Genomic DNA, 15,504 nt, shown 5'->3' with positions numbered 1-15,504 from the left:
GGCTAGGCCTGCAGCCAGGCGGTGGCCGCGCCGGGCAGCTCGCCGCCGTCCACCGCAGAGCTGGCCACCAGCAGGCGGCCGGCGGGCAACGCGAAGGGCTCGGTGCCGAAGTTCGTTACTGAGGTCCAGCCGTTGGGCCGCCGGAAGGCCAGCACGTCATCCCGCCCGGTTTCCAGCCACTCCAGCGTCTCGGCTGACTGCAGTTCCCACCGCAGGGACAACGCCCGGCGGTAGAGGGACAGGGTGGAGGCCTCCCGGTTTTCCTGGGCTTCCACCGAGGCGCCGGCGAACCATTCGGGCTGCGGCAGGTGGGAACCGCCCGGACCGAACCCGAAGGAACTGCCGCCTGCGGTCCAGGGCAGCGGGACGCGGCAGCCGTCGCGGCCGATTTCCACGCCCTTGTTGCGGAAGAAGGACGGGTCCTGGCGTTCGGAATCGGGGATTTCGCTGCCGACCTCCTGCAGCCCCAGCTCCTCGCCCTGGTACAGGTAGGCGGATCCGGGAAGGGCGAACATCAGCAGCGACGCGGCACGGGCGCGGCGCAGTCCCAGCTCGATGTCCACTTCTTCCTGCCGGCCGCCCTCAAGCAGCCAGCGCTTCCCGGCCTGGCCGGCCATGATCTCCCCGCCCTGCGAGGGCGCGGCGGCGGGGAGCCCGTAGCGGGTGGCGTGCCGGACGACGTCGTGGTTGGAAAAGACCCAGGTGGACGATGCTCCGGACGCCTCGGCTTCGGCGAGGTTCTTGGTGACGGTCCTGCGGAACTGTCCGGCGTCGAAGTCTGCCTGCAGGAGGTCGAAGTTGAAAGCCTGGCCCAGTCCGTCCGGGCTGGCGTACCTGGCGCGGCGGTCCGCGTGCACCCAGGCCTCGGCGACGGCGGTGCGCGGCGGGTTGTACTCGTTGAAGAGCGTGCGCCACTCGGCGTAGATCCCGTGGACTTCGTCGCGGTCCCAGTACGGGTGCTCGCCGGCAAGGTACAGCGCCTCGCCCCGGGCCTCGAGGTCAGCCTTGGAGGGCAGGGTTCCTTCGAGGTTCTTGGTGAGTGCGTGGGCGACGTCGATGCGGAAGCCGTCCACGCCGCGGTCGGACCAGAAGCGGAGGGTCTTCAGGAAGTCCGCGCGGACCTCCGGGTTGTCCCAGTTGAAGTCGGGCTGTTCCTTGGCGAAGATGTGCATGTACCACTGCCCCGGGGTCCCGTCCGGTTCGGTGATGCGCTCCCACACGGGGCCGCCGAAGACCGAGTCCCAGTCCGACGGCGGCAGCTCACCGTTCTCCCCCAGCCCGTTCCGGAAGATGTAGCGGCTGCGGGCCGCGGACCCCTTGGGCGCGGCCAGGGCTTCCCGGAACCACTCGTGGCGGTCGGAGGAGTGGTTGGGCACAATGTCAACGATCAGCTTGATCCCCGCCGCGTGCAGGGCGCCGGCCATGGCGTCGAAGTCGTCGAGGGTGCCCAGCTTGGGGTCCACGTTGCGGTAATCGTCCACGTCGTAGCCGCCGTCGGCAAGGGCGGAGGGGTAGAAGGGGCTCAGCCACACCGCGTCGACGCCCAGTTCCGCCAGGTACGGGACCTTGGCGGTGATGCCCTTCAGGTCGCCGATGCCGTCGCCGTTGGAATCGGCAAAGCTGCGGGGATAGATCTGGTAGACGGAGGCCTGCCGCCACCAGTTGGGATCATCCTGGAAGGTGGCGGCGGTGCGGGGTGCCGTGATGGCGGTGGTGGTCACGAAGGTTCCTTCTTGAGTCTGGTGTTCTGTTGGTGGAGCCGGGCGGAGAAGTTACTTGACAGCGCCCTGGGTCAGGCCGGACATGACCCAGCGCTGGGTAAACAGGTAGACCACGATGGCCGGTGCCATGGCCATCAGGTACGAGGCGAACGCCACGTTGTAGCTGTTGCTGAACTGCGTCTGGAAGATCTTCTGCAGCACCGGAATGGTCTGCATTTCGGGATCGGAGATGATGAGTGAGGGCATCATGAAGTCGTTCCAGGATGCGATGAAGGCGAAGATGCCCACCGTTGCGCTCATGGGGCCGAGCAGCGGGAAGATGAGCCGCCAGAACACCTGCCATGTCCCTGCACCGTCCATGCGCATGCTTTCCTCCAGCTCAAGCGGGATAGAGCGCAGGAAGGCCGTGAACAGCATGGTGTTGAACGCCAGGGCAAAGACGATGTGCAGGATGGCGACGCCGAGGGGATTGTCGAGTCCCACCAGGCCCGTGAGCTGGATCTGCGGCAGTGCCACGACGGGGAATGGGATGAACATTGCTGCGAGCAGGTAGAAGAAGGACCAGCGGAAGAGCCTGCGGTCCCAGTTCCTGACGATTGCGTAGGCTGCCAGGGCGGACACCACGATCTCCCCCACCACAGCGATGACGGACACGAACACGGAGATCGCAAAGCCGCGGGAGAAGTTCGTCAGGGTCCAGGCCTGGACGAAGCTGTCAAAGGTCAGGGGGCTGGGCAGCGAAAACGCGTTGCCGTCGACGGCCTGGCCGGTGGTCTTGAACGCCATGCTGACGGTGACATAGAGCGGGACGAGCACGCCGAGGGTGCAGGCGGCCAGGATGGCGGTTGCCGGCCAGTTGGTGCGCTCCTGGCCGCCGGCGGACCGCCGCTTCCGGGTGGCGGACGGTTTTGCTGGGATGGTGCGGGTCGCGGTGCTCATGCTGCGATCCCTCCTTTGCCACGGGTGAAGCGGAGCTGGATGAGTGCGATGGTGACGCTGATGAGGAAGAAGATCACGGCGTTGGCCATCTGGTAGGCGTAGTCGCCGCCTTCGAAGCCGCGGAAGATTGCCATGGCGACGCTGCGCGTGGAGACTCCGGGGCCGCCGTCGGTCAGGCCCACGATGATGTCGTAGGTGTTGAGGTAGTTCTTGAAGCCCAGGACCGTGTTGATTACGGCGTACCCGGCGATCAGCGGCAGGGTGATGTGCCGGAGGTTGTGCCAGGGGGTGGCGCCGTCGATGGAGCTTGCTTCGTAGACCTCAGGGGAAACGGTGAGGAGCCCTGCGATGTAGATCAGCATGGCGCTCGGAATCGACTGCCATGCCGTGACCAGGACGATAGCCAGCCAGGCAAGGTCGGGGTTGGCCAGGATGCTCGTGGCGAGCGGCTCGATGCCCAGGCTCTGGCCCGCCAGCGGCAGCGAATTCGAGAAGAGGTACTGGAACACGAAGGCGATGACAATGCCGGATATCACCATCGGGATCACGAACACGGTGCGCAGCGCGGCGCGGAAGCGGATGCGGGACGTGAGCCCCAGGGCCAGGAAGAAGGCCACAATGTTCACCAGGATGACCGTCACGAGCGAGAACGCGAGCGTGAATCCGTAGGATCCGAGGATTCCGTCATCCCGGAACACTGCGATGAAGTTCCGGATACCGATGAACTCGAAGTCGCCGAACCCCACGGAGTTGGTGAAGCTGTAGACGAAGCCCAGCACGGCGGGCAGCGTCACGGCGAGCGTGAAGATCGCCAGGGACGGGAACAGGAAGAAGTAGTAGAGCGGGTCGACCCGGCGTTTGCGTGTCCGTGGCGGGGTTGCCGCTGCTGGGGGTGCTGCCACCACCGCCCCGCTGGAAGGTCTCGTCATTGATGACATGGATGGTCCTCGTTTCGTGCCTTGGGTCTGGTGGGTGGTCACGCGCGGAACGCCAGGCGCGCCCAGTCGGCGTCCATCCGGCGCAGGGTGCCCTCGGCATCGGCGCCGCCGATGATCGACTGGATGTAGTTGGCGGCGGGAATGGTGTTGGGGATGAACTGTGACGCGCCCATGTAGAAGCGGCCCTCGTCGTAGTACTTCTGCATTTCCACAATCCTGGGATCGGTGACCGGCGGGGCATCCTTGACCGTGCCGAATCCCAGGAATTTGGCGTTGTAGGTGTCTTGGATCTCCGGCTGCATCAGGTACTGGATGAAGGCGCGTGCCCCCTGCTGTCCGTTCGCGACCTCGGGGACCCAGAGTGAAAGGTCGATGTTGACGCGAACCTTGAGGTCGGCGGGATTGTCGGTCACGGGCAGGGGGAAAGTGCCAAGGTCGACGTCGGTGCCGGCCTTTTCGATTTCGCCGAAGGCCCACGGCCCCTGGAAGTACATGGCTGCCTGCCCCTGCGCCATGGCGGTGTTGCCGTCCCCGTAGCCGCGGCTGGCGGCATCGGCGTTGACGTACTTCTTCAGCTGGACCATGCGGCGGACGGGTTCCAGGAGTGTTTTCTGGAAGGAGACCTCGGAATCCGGTCCCACCTTCTCGCCCGTTTCGTGCATCGACTGGTAGAAGCCGCGAACATCGACCATCCCGCCCACGGTGTAGTCGAACAGGCCCTGCGCGATGGTCCAGGGATCCCGGAAGGTGCCGTAGATCGGAGTGATCCCCGCGGCCTTGAGCCGTTCGCAGACGTCAATGAGTTCGTCCCAGGTGGTGGGCACCGAAAGGCCGTTCGCCTCGAAGATGCGCCGGTTGTAGATGACCGACGCCGCCATGACCGAATAGGGGATCACGCTGGTGCGGCCCGGGTAGGTGGGGTACCAGTTGGTGAGGTCGAGGACGTCGCCGCGGATGGTTGCAGCTTCCGGGAGGTCGGCCAGGTCCGAGAGGGCGCCGCGCTCCATGAACCGCGCCATCTCCAGGTTGTAGTTGAGGCAGCCAAGGTCCGGCGGACTGCTGCGGACGAAGCTGGCAGAGAGGTTCGTTGCCATGTCGTGCAGGACGCGGAAGCGGTCCTGCGACGCCGTGAATTTCGCTGTGAGGTCGCGGAAGTAGGGGACCGCTTCGGGTTTGGACTGGTGGAACGTGATGGTGGGCTGGGCTCCGGCCGGGCTGCACGCCGCAAGCCCGAAAGCGGCCAGCGAGCCTCCGGCGGCGGCAAGGAAAGTGCGCCGGGAGACTCGTGTCCCGGCGGACGGCAAAGGTGGCAACATCGGCTCCTAAGAGGGGTCAAACAGAATTTATTTGGATCTTATATTTAGGTCCTATACGAGGATGGGGGACGCAGGGGCTATCGTCAAGGGGTGGACGGAACTACGGCGAGCTCGACGCAACTGTTACGGCAGATCAACTCCGGGGCGCTGCTGCGCTTCGCCCTCCAGGAGCAGGTGTTCACGGCCGGGGAAGCCATGGGTGCCACAGGGCTCACCCGTGCCACGGTGCTGGGCGTCTGCGACGGCCTGGTTGACGCCGGCTGGCTGGAGGAAGTGACCGACGGCGGCGAGTCCGGTCCTGCACTAAAAGGCCGGCCCGCGCGCCGCTACCAGCTGCGCGAGGCCGCGGGCGTTGTGGTGGGCCTTGACGCCGGCGAAGGCCACCTCACCACCATCGTGGCGGACCTCCGTGGACGGGAGCTCGCCAAGCGGCGCCAAAGCATCGACTCGCACGCACTGGGGCGCGCCGGCCGCGTTGCCGGGGCACAGGAGCTGATCCGCCAGGCGCTGGCCGATGCGGGCTGCGAGGCCGGCGACGTACTGCTGACCGTTGTGGGAGTGCCCGCCCCGGTGGATGCGGACGGCAGGTCTCCCGGGGCCGGCGAATTCTGGCAGCTGATGAATTCCGGGTTCGACCAGTACCTCGAGGGCGCAGTCACCATCGAAAACGACGCCAACCTCGCAGCCATCGCCGAGCACGCGCAGGAACCGTCAGCCAACGTCGCAACCCTGTTGTCAGGGGAGCGGTTCGGTGCCGGCCTCATCGTCGATGGGCGCCTGCTGCGCGGACGCAGGGGCGGCGCCGGCGAAATGCGGTTCCTGGACATTCTCTCGGACAGCAGGCTCGAACCTGAAGAAGGAACCTCGGACGGGTTCGGAGCGCTGGCTCGGAAGTGGGCGCGCACGCTGGTCCGTTCCTATGACGGAGACACATCCCTGCGCCGGATCCCCGAGGAGGACATCACTGCGGAGGATGTGTTCCAGGCGGCCCGCGAGGGGGATCCACTGGCACGGGACATTATCGCCCGGCTCGGCACCCGGCTGGCACGGATCGCCGTGGTGCTCTCAAGCCTCCTGGATATCGAACGGGTGGTCATAGCGGGCGGGATCTCACGCGCCATCGAGCCGGTCATGGAGCACGCACGCACGCTGCTGCCGGCCAACTCCGGCCTGCCGCTGCCGGACCTCGTTGCCAGCACCTTCGGAGCGGAGTCTGTGGTCCACGGAGCCATTGAATCTGCGCTGACGCAGTTCAGGAGCGAGCCCACGGCGTTCCTCCCGCGGGCAGCCCGCCCCTGAGGCCGCCCCTTCACCGGGGCATCGCAACTGCGGGAAATCGGCCGATTGGGGTCCGCCTGCCCGTACACTGGCCACCATGTCATGCCGCATCAGTGAACTGGTCCTGAACTGCACCGATCCCGAGCTGCTGGCACGGTTCTGGAGCGGGGTCCTCGGCTACGTGGAGCTCGACCGGGAAGACGGCTCAATCGAGATCGGGCCTCCGGCCGGTTTCGGCGGACTGCAGCCCACCATCATCCTGAGCCCCAGCAGCAATCCGCGCACGGGACGGCTGCCGCTGCATATCGACGTCAATCCGGTGGACCGGGACCAGGCCGCCGAGCTGGAACGCCTGCTGGCCCTGGGCGCCCGGCCCGCCGATGTGGGGCAGTCCGGCGACGAGAACTGGCACGTCCTTCAGGACCCCGAGGGCAACGAGTTCTGCCTCCTGCGCAGGCGGCTGGACCCGTAGCGACGCGTGCCCGGGCGCCCGGACCCCGGGCAGGGGCCCGGGGTCCCGCCTACAGCACGTTGCGGATGGCCTGTTCGAAGCTGGTGACGTGCTCCAAAGCGAGCTTGGCCGCGCGCTCGGAATCGCCGTCGGCCACGGCCTCGAGCAGTTCAACGTGCTCGGCAATGTGCGATGACACGGACGGGACCTTCTCCAGGACCATGCACCAGATGCGGGTGGCCAGGTTGTCGTAGCGGATCAGGACGTCTTCCAGGTGCGCGTTTGCCGCGGCCCGATAGATCAGCCGGTGGACTTTGATGTCATAGCGCATCAGGTCGTAGGGGTCGTCGTCGCCGTCCATGCCGGCAATCGCGGCGGCGGTCTCCCGGATCTCCGCACGCAGTGCCGGCGTGGCCAGCTTGGCTGCCCGGTTGGCCGCCAGGGGCTCCAGCGACTCACGCAGCTCGGAGACATCAGCGAGTTCAGTGATGTCGACGATGGTGGCAAACGTTCCCCTGCGGGGATAGGACACCACCAGGTGGTCGCTTTCCAGGCGCTTGAGCGCTTCCCGCACGGGGGTGCGCCCAATGCCAAGCTCGGCGGCCAGCTTGCCGTCGTTGATGGGGTCTCCCGGGCGGATGTCCAGCATGATCAGGCGGTCCCGGAGATGCCGGTAGGCCCGCTCGGAGAGCGAAAGGTCCTCCTCGCCGGCGATGGAGTCCTCCAGCATTACGGCCATGTTGCGCTCTCTTCCCGGGTGGCTATTGACTGCTACGTGATCTGGAACATACTATTACGTCAGTTCTAATATATCAGTTACAGATCAGTTACGGATCAGGACTTTCAGGTTTAGAAGGAGAAACATGCAGGACGCACTCAACGCCTCGCTCGCCACGGTGGACGCCGACGTCGCCGCCGCCGTTGCACTGGAACTGCACCGCCAGCAGTCCACCCTGGAAATGATCGCCTCGGAGAACTTCGCTCCGTCGGCAGTGATGGAGGCGCAGGGCTCGGTCCTCACCAACAAGTACGCCGAGGGCTACCCCGGCAAGCGCTACTACGGCGGCTGCGAGCACGTCGATGTGATCGAACAGCTGGCCATCGACCGCGTCAAGGCACTGTTCGGTGCCGAATTCGCCAACGTGCAGCCGCACTCCGGCGCCCAGGCCAACGCCGCGGCCATGTTTGCCCTGCTGAACCCGGGAGACACCATCCTGGGCCTGTCCCTCGCCCACGGCGGCCACCTCACCCACGGCATGAAGATCAATTTCTCCGGCAAGCTCTACAACGTGGTCCCGTATCACGTCCGTGAAGACGACCTCCGGGTGGACATGGCCGAGGTGGAAGCCCTGGCCCTGGAGCACAAGCCCAAGCTGATCGTTGCCGGCTGGTCCGCATACTCCCGCCAGCTCGACTTCGCCGAGTTCCGCCGGATCGCCGACCTGGTGGGCGCCTACCTCATGGTGGACATGGCGCACTTCGCCGGCCTCGTGGCCGCGGGCCTGCACCCGAACCCCGTTCCCTACGCGGACGTGGTCACCACCACCACGCACAAGACCCTCGGCGGCCCCCGCGGCGGCGTCATCCTCGCCAAAGAGGAATACGCCAAGAAGATCAACTCCGCCGTGTTCCCCGGCCAGCAGGGCGGCCCGCTGGAGCACGTGGTTGCCGCCAAGGCCGTGGCCTTCAAGCTCGCCGCAACCCCCGAATTCAAGGAACGCCAGGAGCGCGTCCTGCAGGGTGCACAGCTGCTGGCCGAACGCCTCCTGCAGCCGGACGTCCAGGAGGCCGGAATCTCCGTGGTCAACGGCGGCACCGATGTGCACCTAATCCTCGTTGACCTCCGGCACTCCGAGCTCGACGGCCAGCAGGGCGAGGACGCCCTCCACCACATCGGCATCACGGTCAACCGCAACGCCGTCCCGTTCGACCCCCGTCCCCCGATGGTCTCCTCGGGCCTCCGCATCGGTACCCCCGCCCTGGCCGCCCGCGGCTTCGGTGCAACGGAGTTCGCTGAAGTCGCGGACATCATCGCGACGGCGCTGGTCGCCTCCGCGTCCACGGGCACCCTGCCCGGGGACACCGCCGTCGAACTCCGCGCACGCGTCACGGCGCTCGCCGGGCAGTTCCCCCTTTACCCGCATCTTTCCGAGAACAGCACCAGCGTGGCCGGTGCCGAAGCAGACCTGATTGGAGCAGCCCAGTGAGCGCCCCCCACCTCCCCGAACACCCGGATTTCCTCTGGCGCAACCCGGAACCCAAGTCCTCCTACGACGCCGTGATCGTCGGCGGCGGCGGGCACGGCCTGGCCACCGCATACTTCCTGGCCAAGAACCACGGAATGACCAACATCGCGGTCCTGGAAAAGGGCTGGCTGGCAGGCGGCAACATGGCCCGCAACACCACCATCATCCGTTCCAACTACCTCTGGGACGAGAGTGCCGCCATCTACGAGCACGCCCTCAAGCTCTGGGAGATCCTGCCCGAGGAACTCGAGTACGACTTCCTGTTCAGCCAGCGCGGCGTGATGAACCTGGCCCACACCCTGGGCGACGTTCGAGAGAGCATGCGCCGCGTGGGCGCCAACAAGCTCAACGGCGTTGACGCTGAATGGCTGGACCCGCAGCAGGTCAAGGAACTCTGCCCCATCCTGAACATCAGCGACAACATCCGCTACCCGGTCATGGGCGCCACCTACCAGCCCCGTGCCGGCATCGCCAAGCACGACCATGTTGCCTGGGCCTTCGCCCGGAAGTGCGACGAGCTGGGCGTGGACATCATCCAGAACTGCGAAGTCACCGGCTTCCTCAAGGACGGCGACCGCGTGGTGGGCGTCAAGACCAGCCGGGGCACCATCAACACCGAAAAGGTTGGCCTCTGCGCGGCCGGCCACAGCTCGGTCCTGGCCGAGATGGCGGGCTTCGAGCTCCCCATCCAGTCCCACCCGCTGCAGGCACTGGTGTCCGAACTGCACGAGCCCGTCCACCCCACGGTGGTCATGTCCAACCACGTCCACGTTTACGTTTCGCAGGCGCACAAGGGCGAACTGGTCATGGGCGCCGGCGTGGACTCCTACAACGGCTACGGCCAGCGCGGCTCCTTCCACGTGATCGAGCAGCAGATGGCGGCCGCCGTCGAGCTCTTCCCCATCTTCGCCCGGGCCCACGTGCTCCGGACCTGGGGCGGCATCGTGGACACCACCCTGGACGCCTCGCCGATTGTTGGCACAACCCCGGTGGAGAACATGTTCGTGAACTGCGGCTGGGGAACCGGCGGATTCAAGGGCACCCCCGCGGCAGGCATGACCTTCGCGCACACCATCGCCACCGGCGCCCCGCACAAGCTGAACGCGCCGTTCTCCCTGGAACGCTTCGAAACCGGCGCGCTCATCGACGAGCACGGCGCCGCCGCCGTGGCCCACTAGCCGCTGCCACGAGATAAGGACTAACGCACATGCTGCTGATCCCATGCCCCAACTGCGGCCCGCGGGACGAAACCGAATTCCACTACGGGGGACAGGCCCACGTCGCCTACCCCGAGAACCCCAACGAGCTCAGCGACACGGAGTGGTCCCGCTACCTCTTCTACCGCAGCAACACCAAGGGCACCTTCGCCGAACGCTGGGTCCACAGCACCGGCTGCCGCCAGTGGTTCAACATGCTCCGCGACACCGTGAGCTACGACATCCAGGCGATCTACCCGATGGGAGCGCAGCGGCCTGACCGGGCCGGCACCACCGGCGCCGAGTCCGGTACCGCCAGCCTTGCCGCGGACAGCACCACCACCGGGACCGCCGCGCCCAGCACCTCAGGCACCAGCCTTTCCTCCACCACTGCAGCCCCGGAAGGAGCCACCAAGTGACCTCCCAGAACGCCCGCCTGGCCACCGGCGGCCGCATCGACCGCACCATCTCCTGGCGCTTCACCGTGGACGGCGAGGAGTTCACCGGCCACCCCGGCGACACCCTGGCCTCCGCACTGCTCGCCAACGGCCGCATCGCCGCCGGCAACTCGCTCTACGAGGACCGCCACCGCGGCATCATGTCCGCAGGTGTTGAAGAAGCCAACGCCCTGGTCCGCGTGGAAGCCCGCTTCCCGGGCCACGTGGCCGAATCCATGCTCCCTGCCACCACCGTTTCCCTCGTTGACGGGCTCCAGGCCCTCCAGCTCAACGGCCTGGGCAAGCTGGACCCGGCCGAGGACCGCGCCGAATACGACAAGAAGTACGTCCACACCGACGTCCTGGTGATCGGCGGAGGCCCCGCAGGACTCGCTGCTGCCCGCGAAGCAGTCCGCACCGGTGCCCGCGTCATGCTGCTCGATGACCAGCCCGAACTCGGCGGTTCCCTGCTCTCCGGTTCCACGGCCGAGGGCCTGGCCGAAACCATCGAAGGCAAGCCCGCCCTGGAATGGGTGGCTGACGTCGAAGCCGAACTGGTCTCCGGCGCGGAATCCACGGTCCTGAACCGCACCACCGCGTTCGGCGCCTACGACGCCAACTACGTCATCGCCGTCCAGAACCGCACCGACCACCTCACCAGCCCGGCAGCACCCGGCGTCTCCCGCCAGCGGATTTGGCACATCCGTGCCAGCCAGGTGGTCCTCGCCCCCGGAGCGCACGAGCGCCCCCTGGTGTTCGAGAACAACGACCGTCCCGGCATCATGCTCGCCTCGGCCGTCCGCAGCTACCTGAACCGGTACGCCGTGGCCGCCGGCAGCCGCGTGGTCATCAGCACCACCAACGACAGCGCCTACGCCACCGCCGCGGACCTCGCCGCCGCCGGCGTCAAGGTCGCAGCCGTGGTGGACGCCCGCCCGAAGCTGACCGACGTGGCAAGCGCCGCCGTCGAATCCGGCATCCGGGTGCTGATCGGCAGCGCCGTGGCCAACACCTCCGCTGATTCGAACGGTCGCTTGGACGGCGTCACCGTCCGCAGCATCAACGACGACGGCGAACTCACCTCCGGCGTCGAACAGATCGCAGCAGACCTGCTGGCTGTGTCCGGCGGCTGGAGCCCGCTGGTCCACCTGCACTCGCAGCGCCAGGGCAAGCTGCGCTGGGACGACGAGCTGGCAGCCTTCGTGCCCAGCACCGAGGTTCCCAACCAGCAGACCATCGGCGCGGGCCGCGGCTCGTTCGCCACCGCCGACTGCCTCGCGGAGGGCATCTCCGCCGGCGCGAAGGCGGCCATCGCCGCCGGCTTCGAATCCGCCGTCGAGCCTTCCGTCCTCCCGGAGCCGAAGGCTTCCGCCCCCACCCGCCAGCTCTGGCTGGTACCGGGGGAGAGCGGCACTCCGGACGACTGGCACCACCACTTCGTCGACTTCCAGCGCGACCAGTCCGTGGCGGACGTCCTCCGCTCCACCGGTGCCGGCATGCGTTCCGTGGAGCACATCAAGCGGTACACCTCCATCAGCACCGCCAACGACCAGGGCAAGACCTCCGGCGTGAACGCCATCGGCGTGATCGCGGCGGCACTGCGCACGGCCGGCGAGGCTTCCCGGGGCATCGGCGACATCGGCACCACCACCTACCGCGCACCGTTCACCCCGGTGGCCTTCGCGGCATTGGCCGGACGCCAGCGCGGTGAGCTCTTCGATCCCGCCCGCATCACCTCGATCCAGCCGTGGCACGTTGCCAAGGGTGCGTTGTTTGAGGACGTCGGGCAGTGGAAGCGTCCCTGGTACTACCCGCAGGGCGGGGAGGACATGGACGCCGCAGTGCTGCGCGAATGCGCCGCCGTCCGCGACTCCGTGGGCTTCATGGACGCCACCACCCTGGGCAAGATCGAGATCCGCGGCAAGGACGCGGGCGAGTTCCTGAACCGCGTCTACACCAACGCCTTCAAGAAGCTCGCCCCGGGCTCGGCACGCTACGGCGTCATGTGCCTGGCTGACGGCATGATCTTCGACGACGGCGTGACCCTCCGGCTCGATGAAGACACCTTCTTCATGACCACCACCACCGGCGGTGCCGCGAAGGTGCTGGACCACCTGGAGGAATGGCTGCAGACCGAATGGCCTGAGCTGGACGTCCAGTGCACCTCGGTGACGGAGCAGTGGAACACCATCGCCGTCGTGGGACCCAAGTCCCGCGAAGTCCTCGCCAAGGTGGCCCCGGAACTGGCCGCCAACGGCGGACTCGAGGCCGGGAACTTCCCGTTCATGACCTTCCGCGAAACCACTCTCGCCTCCGGCGTCCGGGCCCGGGTCTGCCGGATCTCGTTCTCCGGCGAACTCGCCTACGAGATCAACGTTCCGGCCTGGTACGGCCTGAACACCTGGGAGTCCGTGGCCGCTGCCGGCGCCGAATTCAACATCACCCCGTACGGCACCGAAACCATGCACGTGCTGCGCGCCGAGAAGGGCTACCCGATTGTCGGGCAGGACACCGACGGCACCGTCACCCCGCAGGATGCCGGCATGGAGTGGATCGTCTCCAAGGCCAAGGAGTTCATCGGCAAGCGTTCCTACTCCCGCGTGGACGCCCAGCGTGAAGACCGCAAGCACCTGGTCAGCGTCCTCCCCGTGGACCGCACGCTGCGGCTGCCCGAAGGCACCCAGCTGGTGGAAAAGGGACGCTCCACCAACCCCGCCTACGGCCCCGTGCCGATGGAAGGGTTCGTCACCTCCAGCTACCACAGCGCAGCGCTGGGCCGTTCGTTCGGCCTGGCCCTGATCAAGAACGGACGCAACCGCATCGGCGAAACGCTGATTGCCGCCGCCGGCGACCAGCTGGTGGACGTGGTTGTTGCAGAGACAGTGCTTTTTGACTCCGAAGGGACCCGCAAAGATGGCTGAGACAGCAGCTTCCCCCACCCCCGCAAAGACTCCGACGGACAATGACCTCGCGGTCCGCACCAGCCCGGCCGGAGTGCTCCGGGACGCATTCGCGGCCGGCTCGCTGGCCGGAACCGTTGAAATCTCCGAGCTCCCCTTCCTCACCATGGTGGGGATCCGGGTGGCCGCAGGCTCCGACGCTGCGCAGCGCATCGCCGCCGTGACCGGTGGCCTGCCCGCCGGTTCCGGCGCGGTGGCCGGCAGCGGCGACACCTCCGTCCTGTGGCTTGGCCCGGCCGAGTTCCTGGTGGTCGCGCCCACCGAAGCCCACGAGTCCCTGGGCGGTGGCCTGATCCAGGCGCTCCGGGACGCCCTGGGCGGCGATTCCGGCCAGGTGGTTGACCTCTCGGCCAACCGCACCACCTTCGAACTGACCGGCCCGCAGGCCCGCTCCGTCCTCGAAAAGGGCTGCTCGCTGGACCTGCACCCCCGCGTCTTCAAGGCCGGCACCGCGTACTCCACGGAAATCGGGAACATCCCCGCACTCCTGTGGAAGACCGGCGAGGAGTCCTTCCGGGTCTTCCCGCGGGCCTCGTTCGCCGAGTTCCTGGGCCGCTGGCTCCTGGACGGCATGCGGGAGTACGCCTCGCCAGAGGTCCCCTGATGGCGCTCAGCGTCCTTGACCTCTTTTCTGTCGGCATCGGGCCCTCGTCGTCACACACGGTGGGCCCGATGCGGGCGGCCAAGCTCTTCGCGGACGGGCTGAAGGGCGACGGCCACCTGGCCTCCACCACCCGGGTCCAGTCCGAACTGTTCGGCTCCCTGGGCGCCACCGGCCGCGGCCACGGATCGGACAAGGCAGTGGTGCTGGGGCTGCAGGGCCTGGAACCGGAGACGGTCAACACCTTCACCGCCGACGACCAGGTGGCTGCCGCGGCACTCAATGCTGAACTCCAGATTGCCGGGACCCACCGGGTGGACTTCAACTGGGAAGAGGACGTTGTCCTCCACCGGCGCAAGTCCCTCCCCGCACATCCCAACGGCATGACGTTCCGGGCGCTGGACCACACCGGTTCCGTGCTGAGCGAACGGAGCTACTACTCCATCGGCGGCGGCTTCGTGGTGGACGGTGACGCCGAGGGCGCGGACAAGGTGGTGGCGGATGACACCGTGCTGCCGTACCCGTTCTCCACGGCTGACGAACTCCTGGAGATCTGCAGCCGCGAAGGCATGTCCATCTCCGACGTCATGCTCGCCAACGAGCTCACGTGGCGCAGCGAAGCCGAGCTGCGCGAGCAGCTGCTGGGCCTCTGGGCCGTCATGAAGGAGTGCGTGGAGAACGGCTGCAACGCCGAAGGCATCCTCCCCGGCGGCCTGAAGGTCACCCGGCGGGCGCCCTCGCTGTTCCGCACGCTTACCGCGTCGGCCCAAAGCGCCGAAGCCGCGGCAGCATCGCCGTCGCCCGTCCAGGCACCGGCCGATCCCTTGCTGGCGATGGAATGGGTGAACCTCTTCGCCCTGGCCGTGAACGAGGAGAACGCCGCCGGCGGGCGGATTGTCACCGCCCCCACCAACGGGGCAGCGGGCATTGTTCCCGCCGTCCTGCACTACTACGTGAAGTTTGTTCCGGGAGCCGACGACGACGGTGTGGTCCGCTTCCTCCTGGCGGCGGCCGCCGTCGGGATCCTGTTCAAAACCAACGCCTCCATCTCCGGCGCCGAAGTGGGCTGCCAGGGCGAGGTCGGATCGGCCTGCTCCATGGCCGCCGCCGGGCTCTGCGAGGTGCTCGGCGGAACGCCCCCGCAGGTGGAGAACGCCGCCGAGGTGGGGATTGAACACAACCTCGGCCTGACCTGCGACCCCGTGGGCGGGCTGGTGCAGATCCCCTGCATCGAGCGAAACGCGATCGCCAGCGTCAAGGCGATCAACGCGGCCCGGCTGGCCCTGCACGGGGACGGCAGCCACAAGGTCTCGCTGGACAAGGCGATCAAGACCATGCGCGACACCGGAGCCGACATGAAAACCAAGTACAAGGAAACCTCCCGAGGAGGACTCGCCGTGAATGTGATCGAGTGCTGAACC

General features: G+C 67.2%; 13 protein-coding genes. 8 read left to right on the top strand and 5 right to left on the bottom strand.

Going from position 1 to position 15,504, the window contains the following annotated elements; genetic code table 11:
* Nucleotides 1-2 precede the first annotated feature (2 nt).
* From BLT71_RS19895 to BLT71_RS19880, 4 genes are read right to left on the bottom strand one after another with little or no spacing between them, the layout of a single operon-like run.
* A complete protein-coding gene (locus tag BLT71_RS19895) occupies nucleotides 3-1,721 on the bottom strand; it encodes a glycoside hydrolase family 13 protein (RefSeq protein ID WP_091723598.1) in 1,719 nt (572 codons plus the stop codon).
* 51 nt (nucleotides 1,722-1,772) lie between these two features.
* Nucleotides 1,773-2,660, bottom strand: coding sequence for a carbohydrate ABC transporter permease (locus tag BLT71_RS19890; RefSeq protein WP_091723596.1), 888 nt, complete (start codon nucleotides 2,658-2,660; stop codon nucleotides 1,773-1,775).
* A complete protein-coding gene (locus BLT71_RS19885; RefSeq protein WP_091723595.1) occupies nucleotides 2,657-3,598 on the bottom strand; it encodes a carbohydrate ABC transporter permease in 942 nt (313 codons plus the stop codon). Before BLT71_RS19885 ends, BLT71_RS19890 begins: the two co-directional genes overlap by 4 nt.
* Nucleotides 3,599-3,636: 38 nt before the next feature.
* Nucleotides 3,637-4,914 carry an ABC transporter substrate-binding protein gene (locus BLT71_RS19880; protein ID WP_172830014.1) on the bottom strand — a complete coding sequence of 426 codons (1,278 nt, stop codon included), beginning with the start codon at nucleotides 4,912-4,914 and terminating at the stop codon, nucleotides 3,637-3,639.
* Nucleotides 4,915-5,004: 90 nt separating this feature from the next.
* Between BLT71_RS19880 and BLT71_RS19875 the strand changes: the two genes are divergently transcribed.
* Both BLT71_RS19875 and BLT71_RS19870 read left to right on the top strand, forming a co-directional pair.
* Nucleotides 5,005-6,213: an ROK family protein gene (locus tag BLT71_RS19875; protein WP_091723592.1), complete on the top strand. Its 1,209-nt coding sequence runs from the start codon at nucleotides 5,005-5,007 to the stop codon at nucleotides 6,211-6,213.
* 76 nt (nucleotides 6,214-6,289) lie between these two features.
* A complete protein-coding gene (locus BLT71_RS19870; RefSeq protein WP_091723590.1) occupies nucleotides 6,290-6,664 on the top strand; it encodes a VOC family protein in 375 nt (124 codons plus the stop codon).
* Between the two features lie 49 nt (nucleotides 6,665-6,713).
* On the opposite strand, the gene BLT71_RS19865 is transcribed toward BLT71_RS19870, so the two are convergent.
* A complete protein-coding gene (locus tag BLT71_RS19865) occupies nucleotides 6,714-7,382 on the bottom strand; it encodes a GntR family transcriptional regulator (protein WP_407681226.1) in 669 nt (222 codons plus the stop codon).
* 124 nt (nucleotides 7,383-7,506) lie between these two features.
* On the opposite strand from BLT71_RS19865, the gene glyA reads away from it, so the two are divergent.
* The 6 genes from glyA to BLT71_RS19835 are packed head-to-tail and all read left to right on the top strand — an operon-like array spanning nucleotide 7,507 to nucleotide 15,501.
* Nucleotides 7,507-8,850, top strand: coding sequence for a serine hydroxymethyltransferase (gene glyA, locus BLT71_RS19860; protein ID WP_091723587.1), 1,344 nt, complete (start codon nucleotides 7,507-7,509; stop codon nucleotides 8,848-8,850).
* Entirely contained in the window at nucleotides 8,847-10,067 is a 1,221-nt protein-coding gene (locus BLT71_RS19855; protein ID WP_015938745.1) for a sarcosine oxidase subunit beta family protein, read from the top strand. The genes glyA and BLT71_RS19855 overlap by 4 nt, the downstream gene beginning before the upstream one ends.
* A 29-nt stretch (nucleotides 10,068-10,096) precedes the next feature.
* The gene (locus BLT71_RS20615) at nucleotides 10,097-10,504 is read left to right on the top strand and encodes a sarcosine oxidase subunit delta (protein WP_091723585.1); all 408 of its coding nucleotides are present in this window, start codon (nucleotides 10,097-10,099) and stop codon (nucleotides 10,502-10,504) included.
* The gene (locus BLT71_RS19845; RefSeq protein ID WP_091723583.1) at nucleotides 10,501-13,443 is read left to right on the top strand and encodes a 2Fe-2S iron-sulfur cluster-binding protein; all 2,943 of its coding nucleotides are present in this window, start codon (nucleotides 10,501-10,503) and stop codon (nucleotides 13,441-13,443) included. The genes BLT71_RS20615 and BLT71_RS19845 overlap by 4 nt, the downstream gene beginning before the upstream one ends.
* Nucleotides 13,436-14,086: a sarcosine oxidase subunit gamma gene (locus BLT71_RS19840; protein ID WP_091723581.1), complete on the top strand. Its 651-nt coding sequence runs from the start codon at nucleotides 13,436-13,438 to the stop codon at nucleotides 14,084-14,086. The genes BLT71_RS19845 and BLT71_RS19840 overlap by 8 nt, the downstream gene beginning before the upstream one ends.
* Nucleotides 14,086-15,501 carry an L-serine ammonia-lyase gene (locus BLT71_RS19835; protein ID WP_091723579.1) on the top strand — a complete coding sequence of 472 codons (1,416 nt, stop codon included), beginning with the start codon at nucleotides 14,086-14,088 and terminating at the stop codon, nucleotides 15,499-15,501. The genes BLT71_RS19840 and BLT71_RS19835 overlap by 1 nt, the downstream gene beginning before the upstream one ends.
* The last annotated feature ends 3 nt before the right edge of the window (nucleotides 15,502-15,504 follow it).

Origin of the sequence: Pseudarthrobacter equi (genome assembly GCF_900105535.1) — a bacterium.
Lineage (GTDB): Bacteria > Actinomycetota > Actinomycetes > Actinomycetales > Micrococcaceae > Arthrobacter > Arthrobacter equi.
Note: the sequence above shows the minus strand (reverse complement) of the source record. Positions and strands in the feature narration are given on the sequence as shown.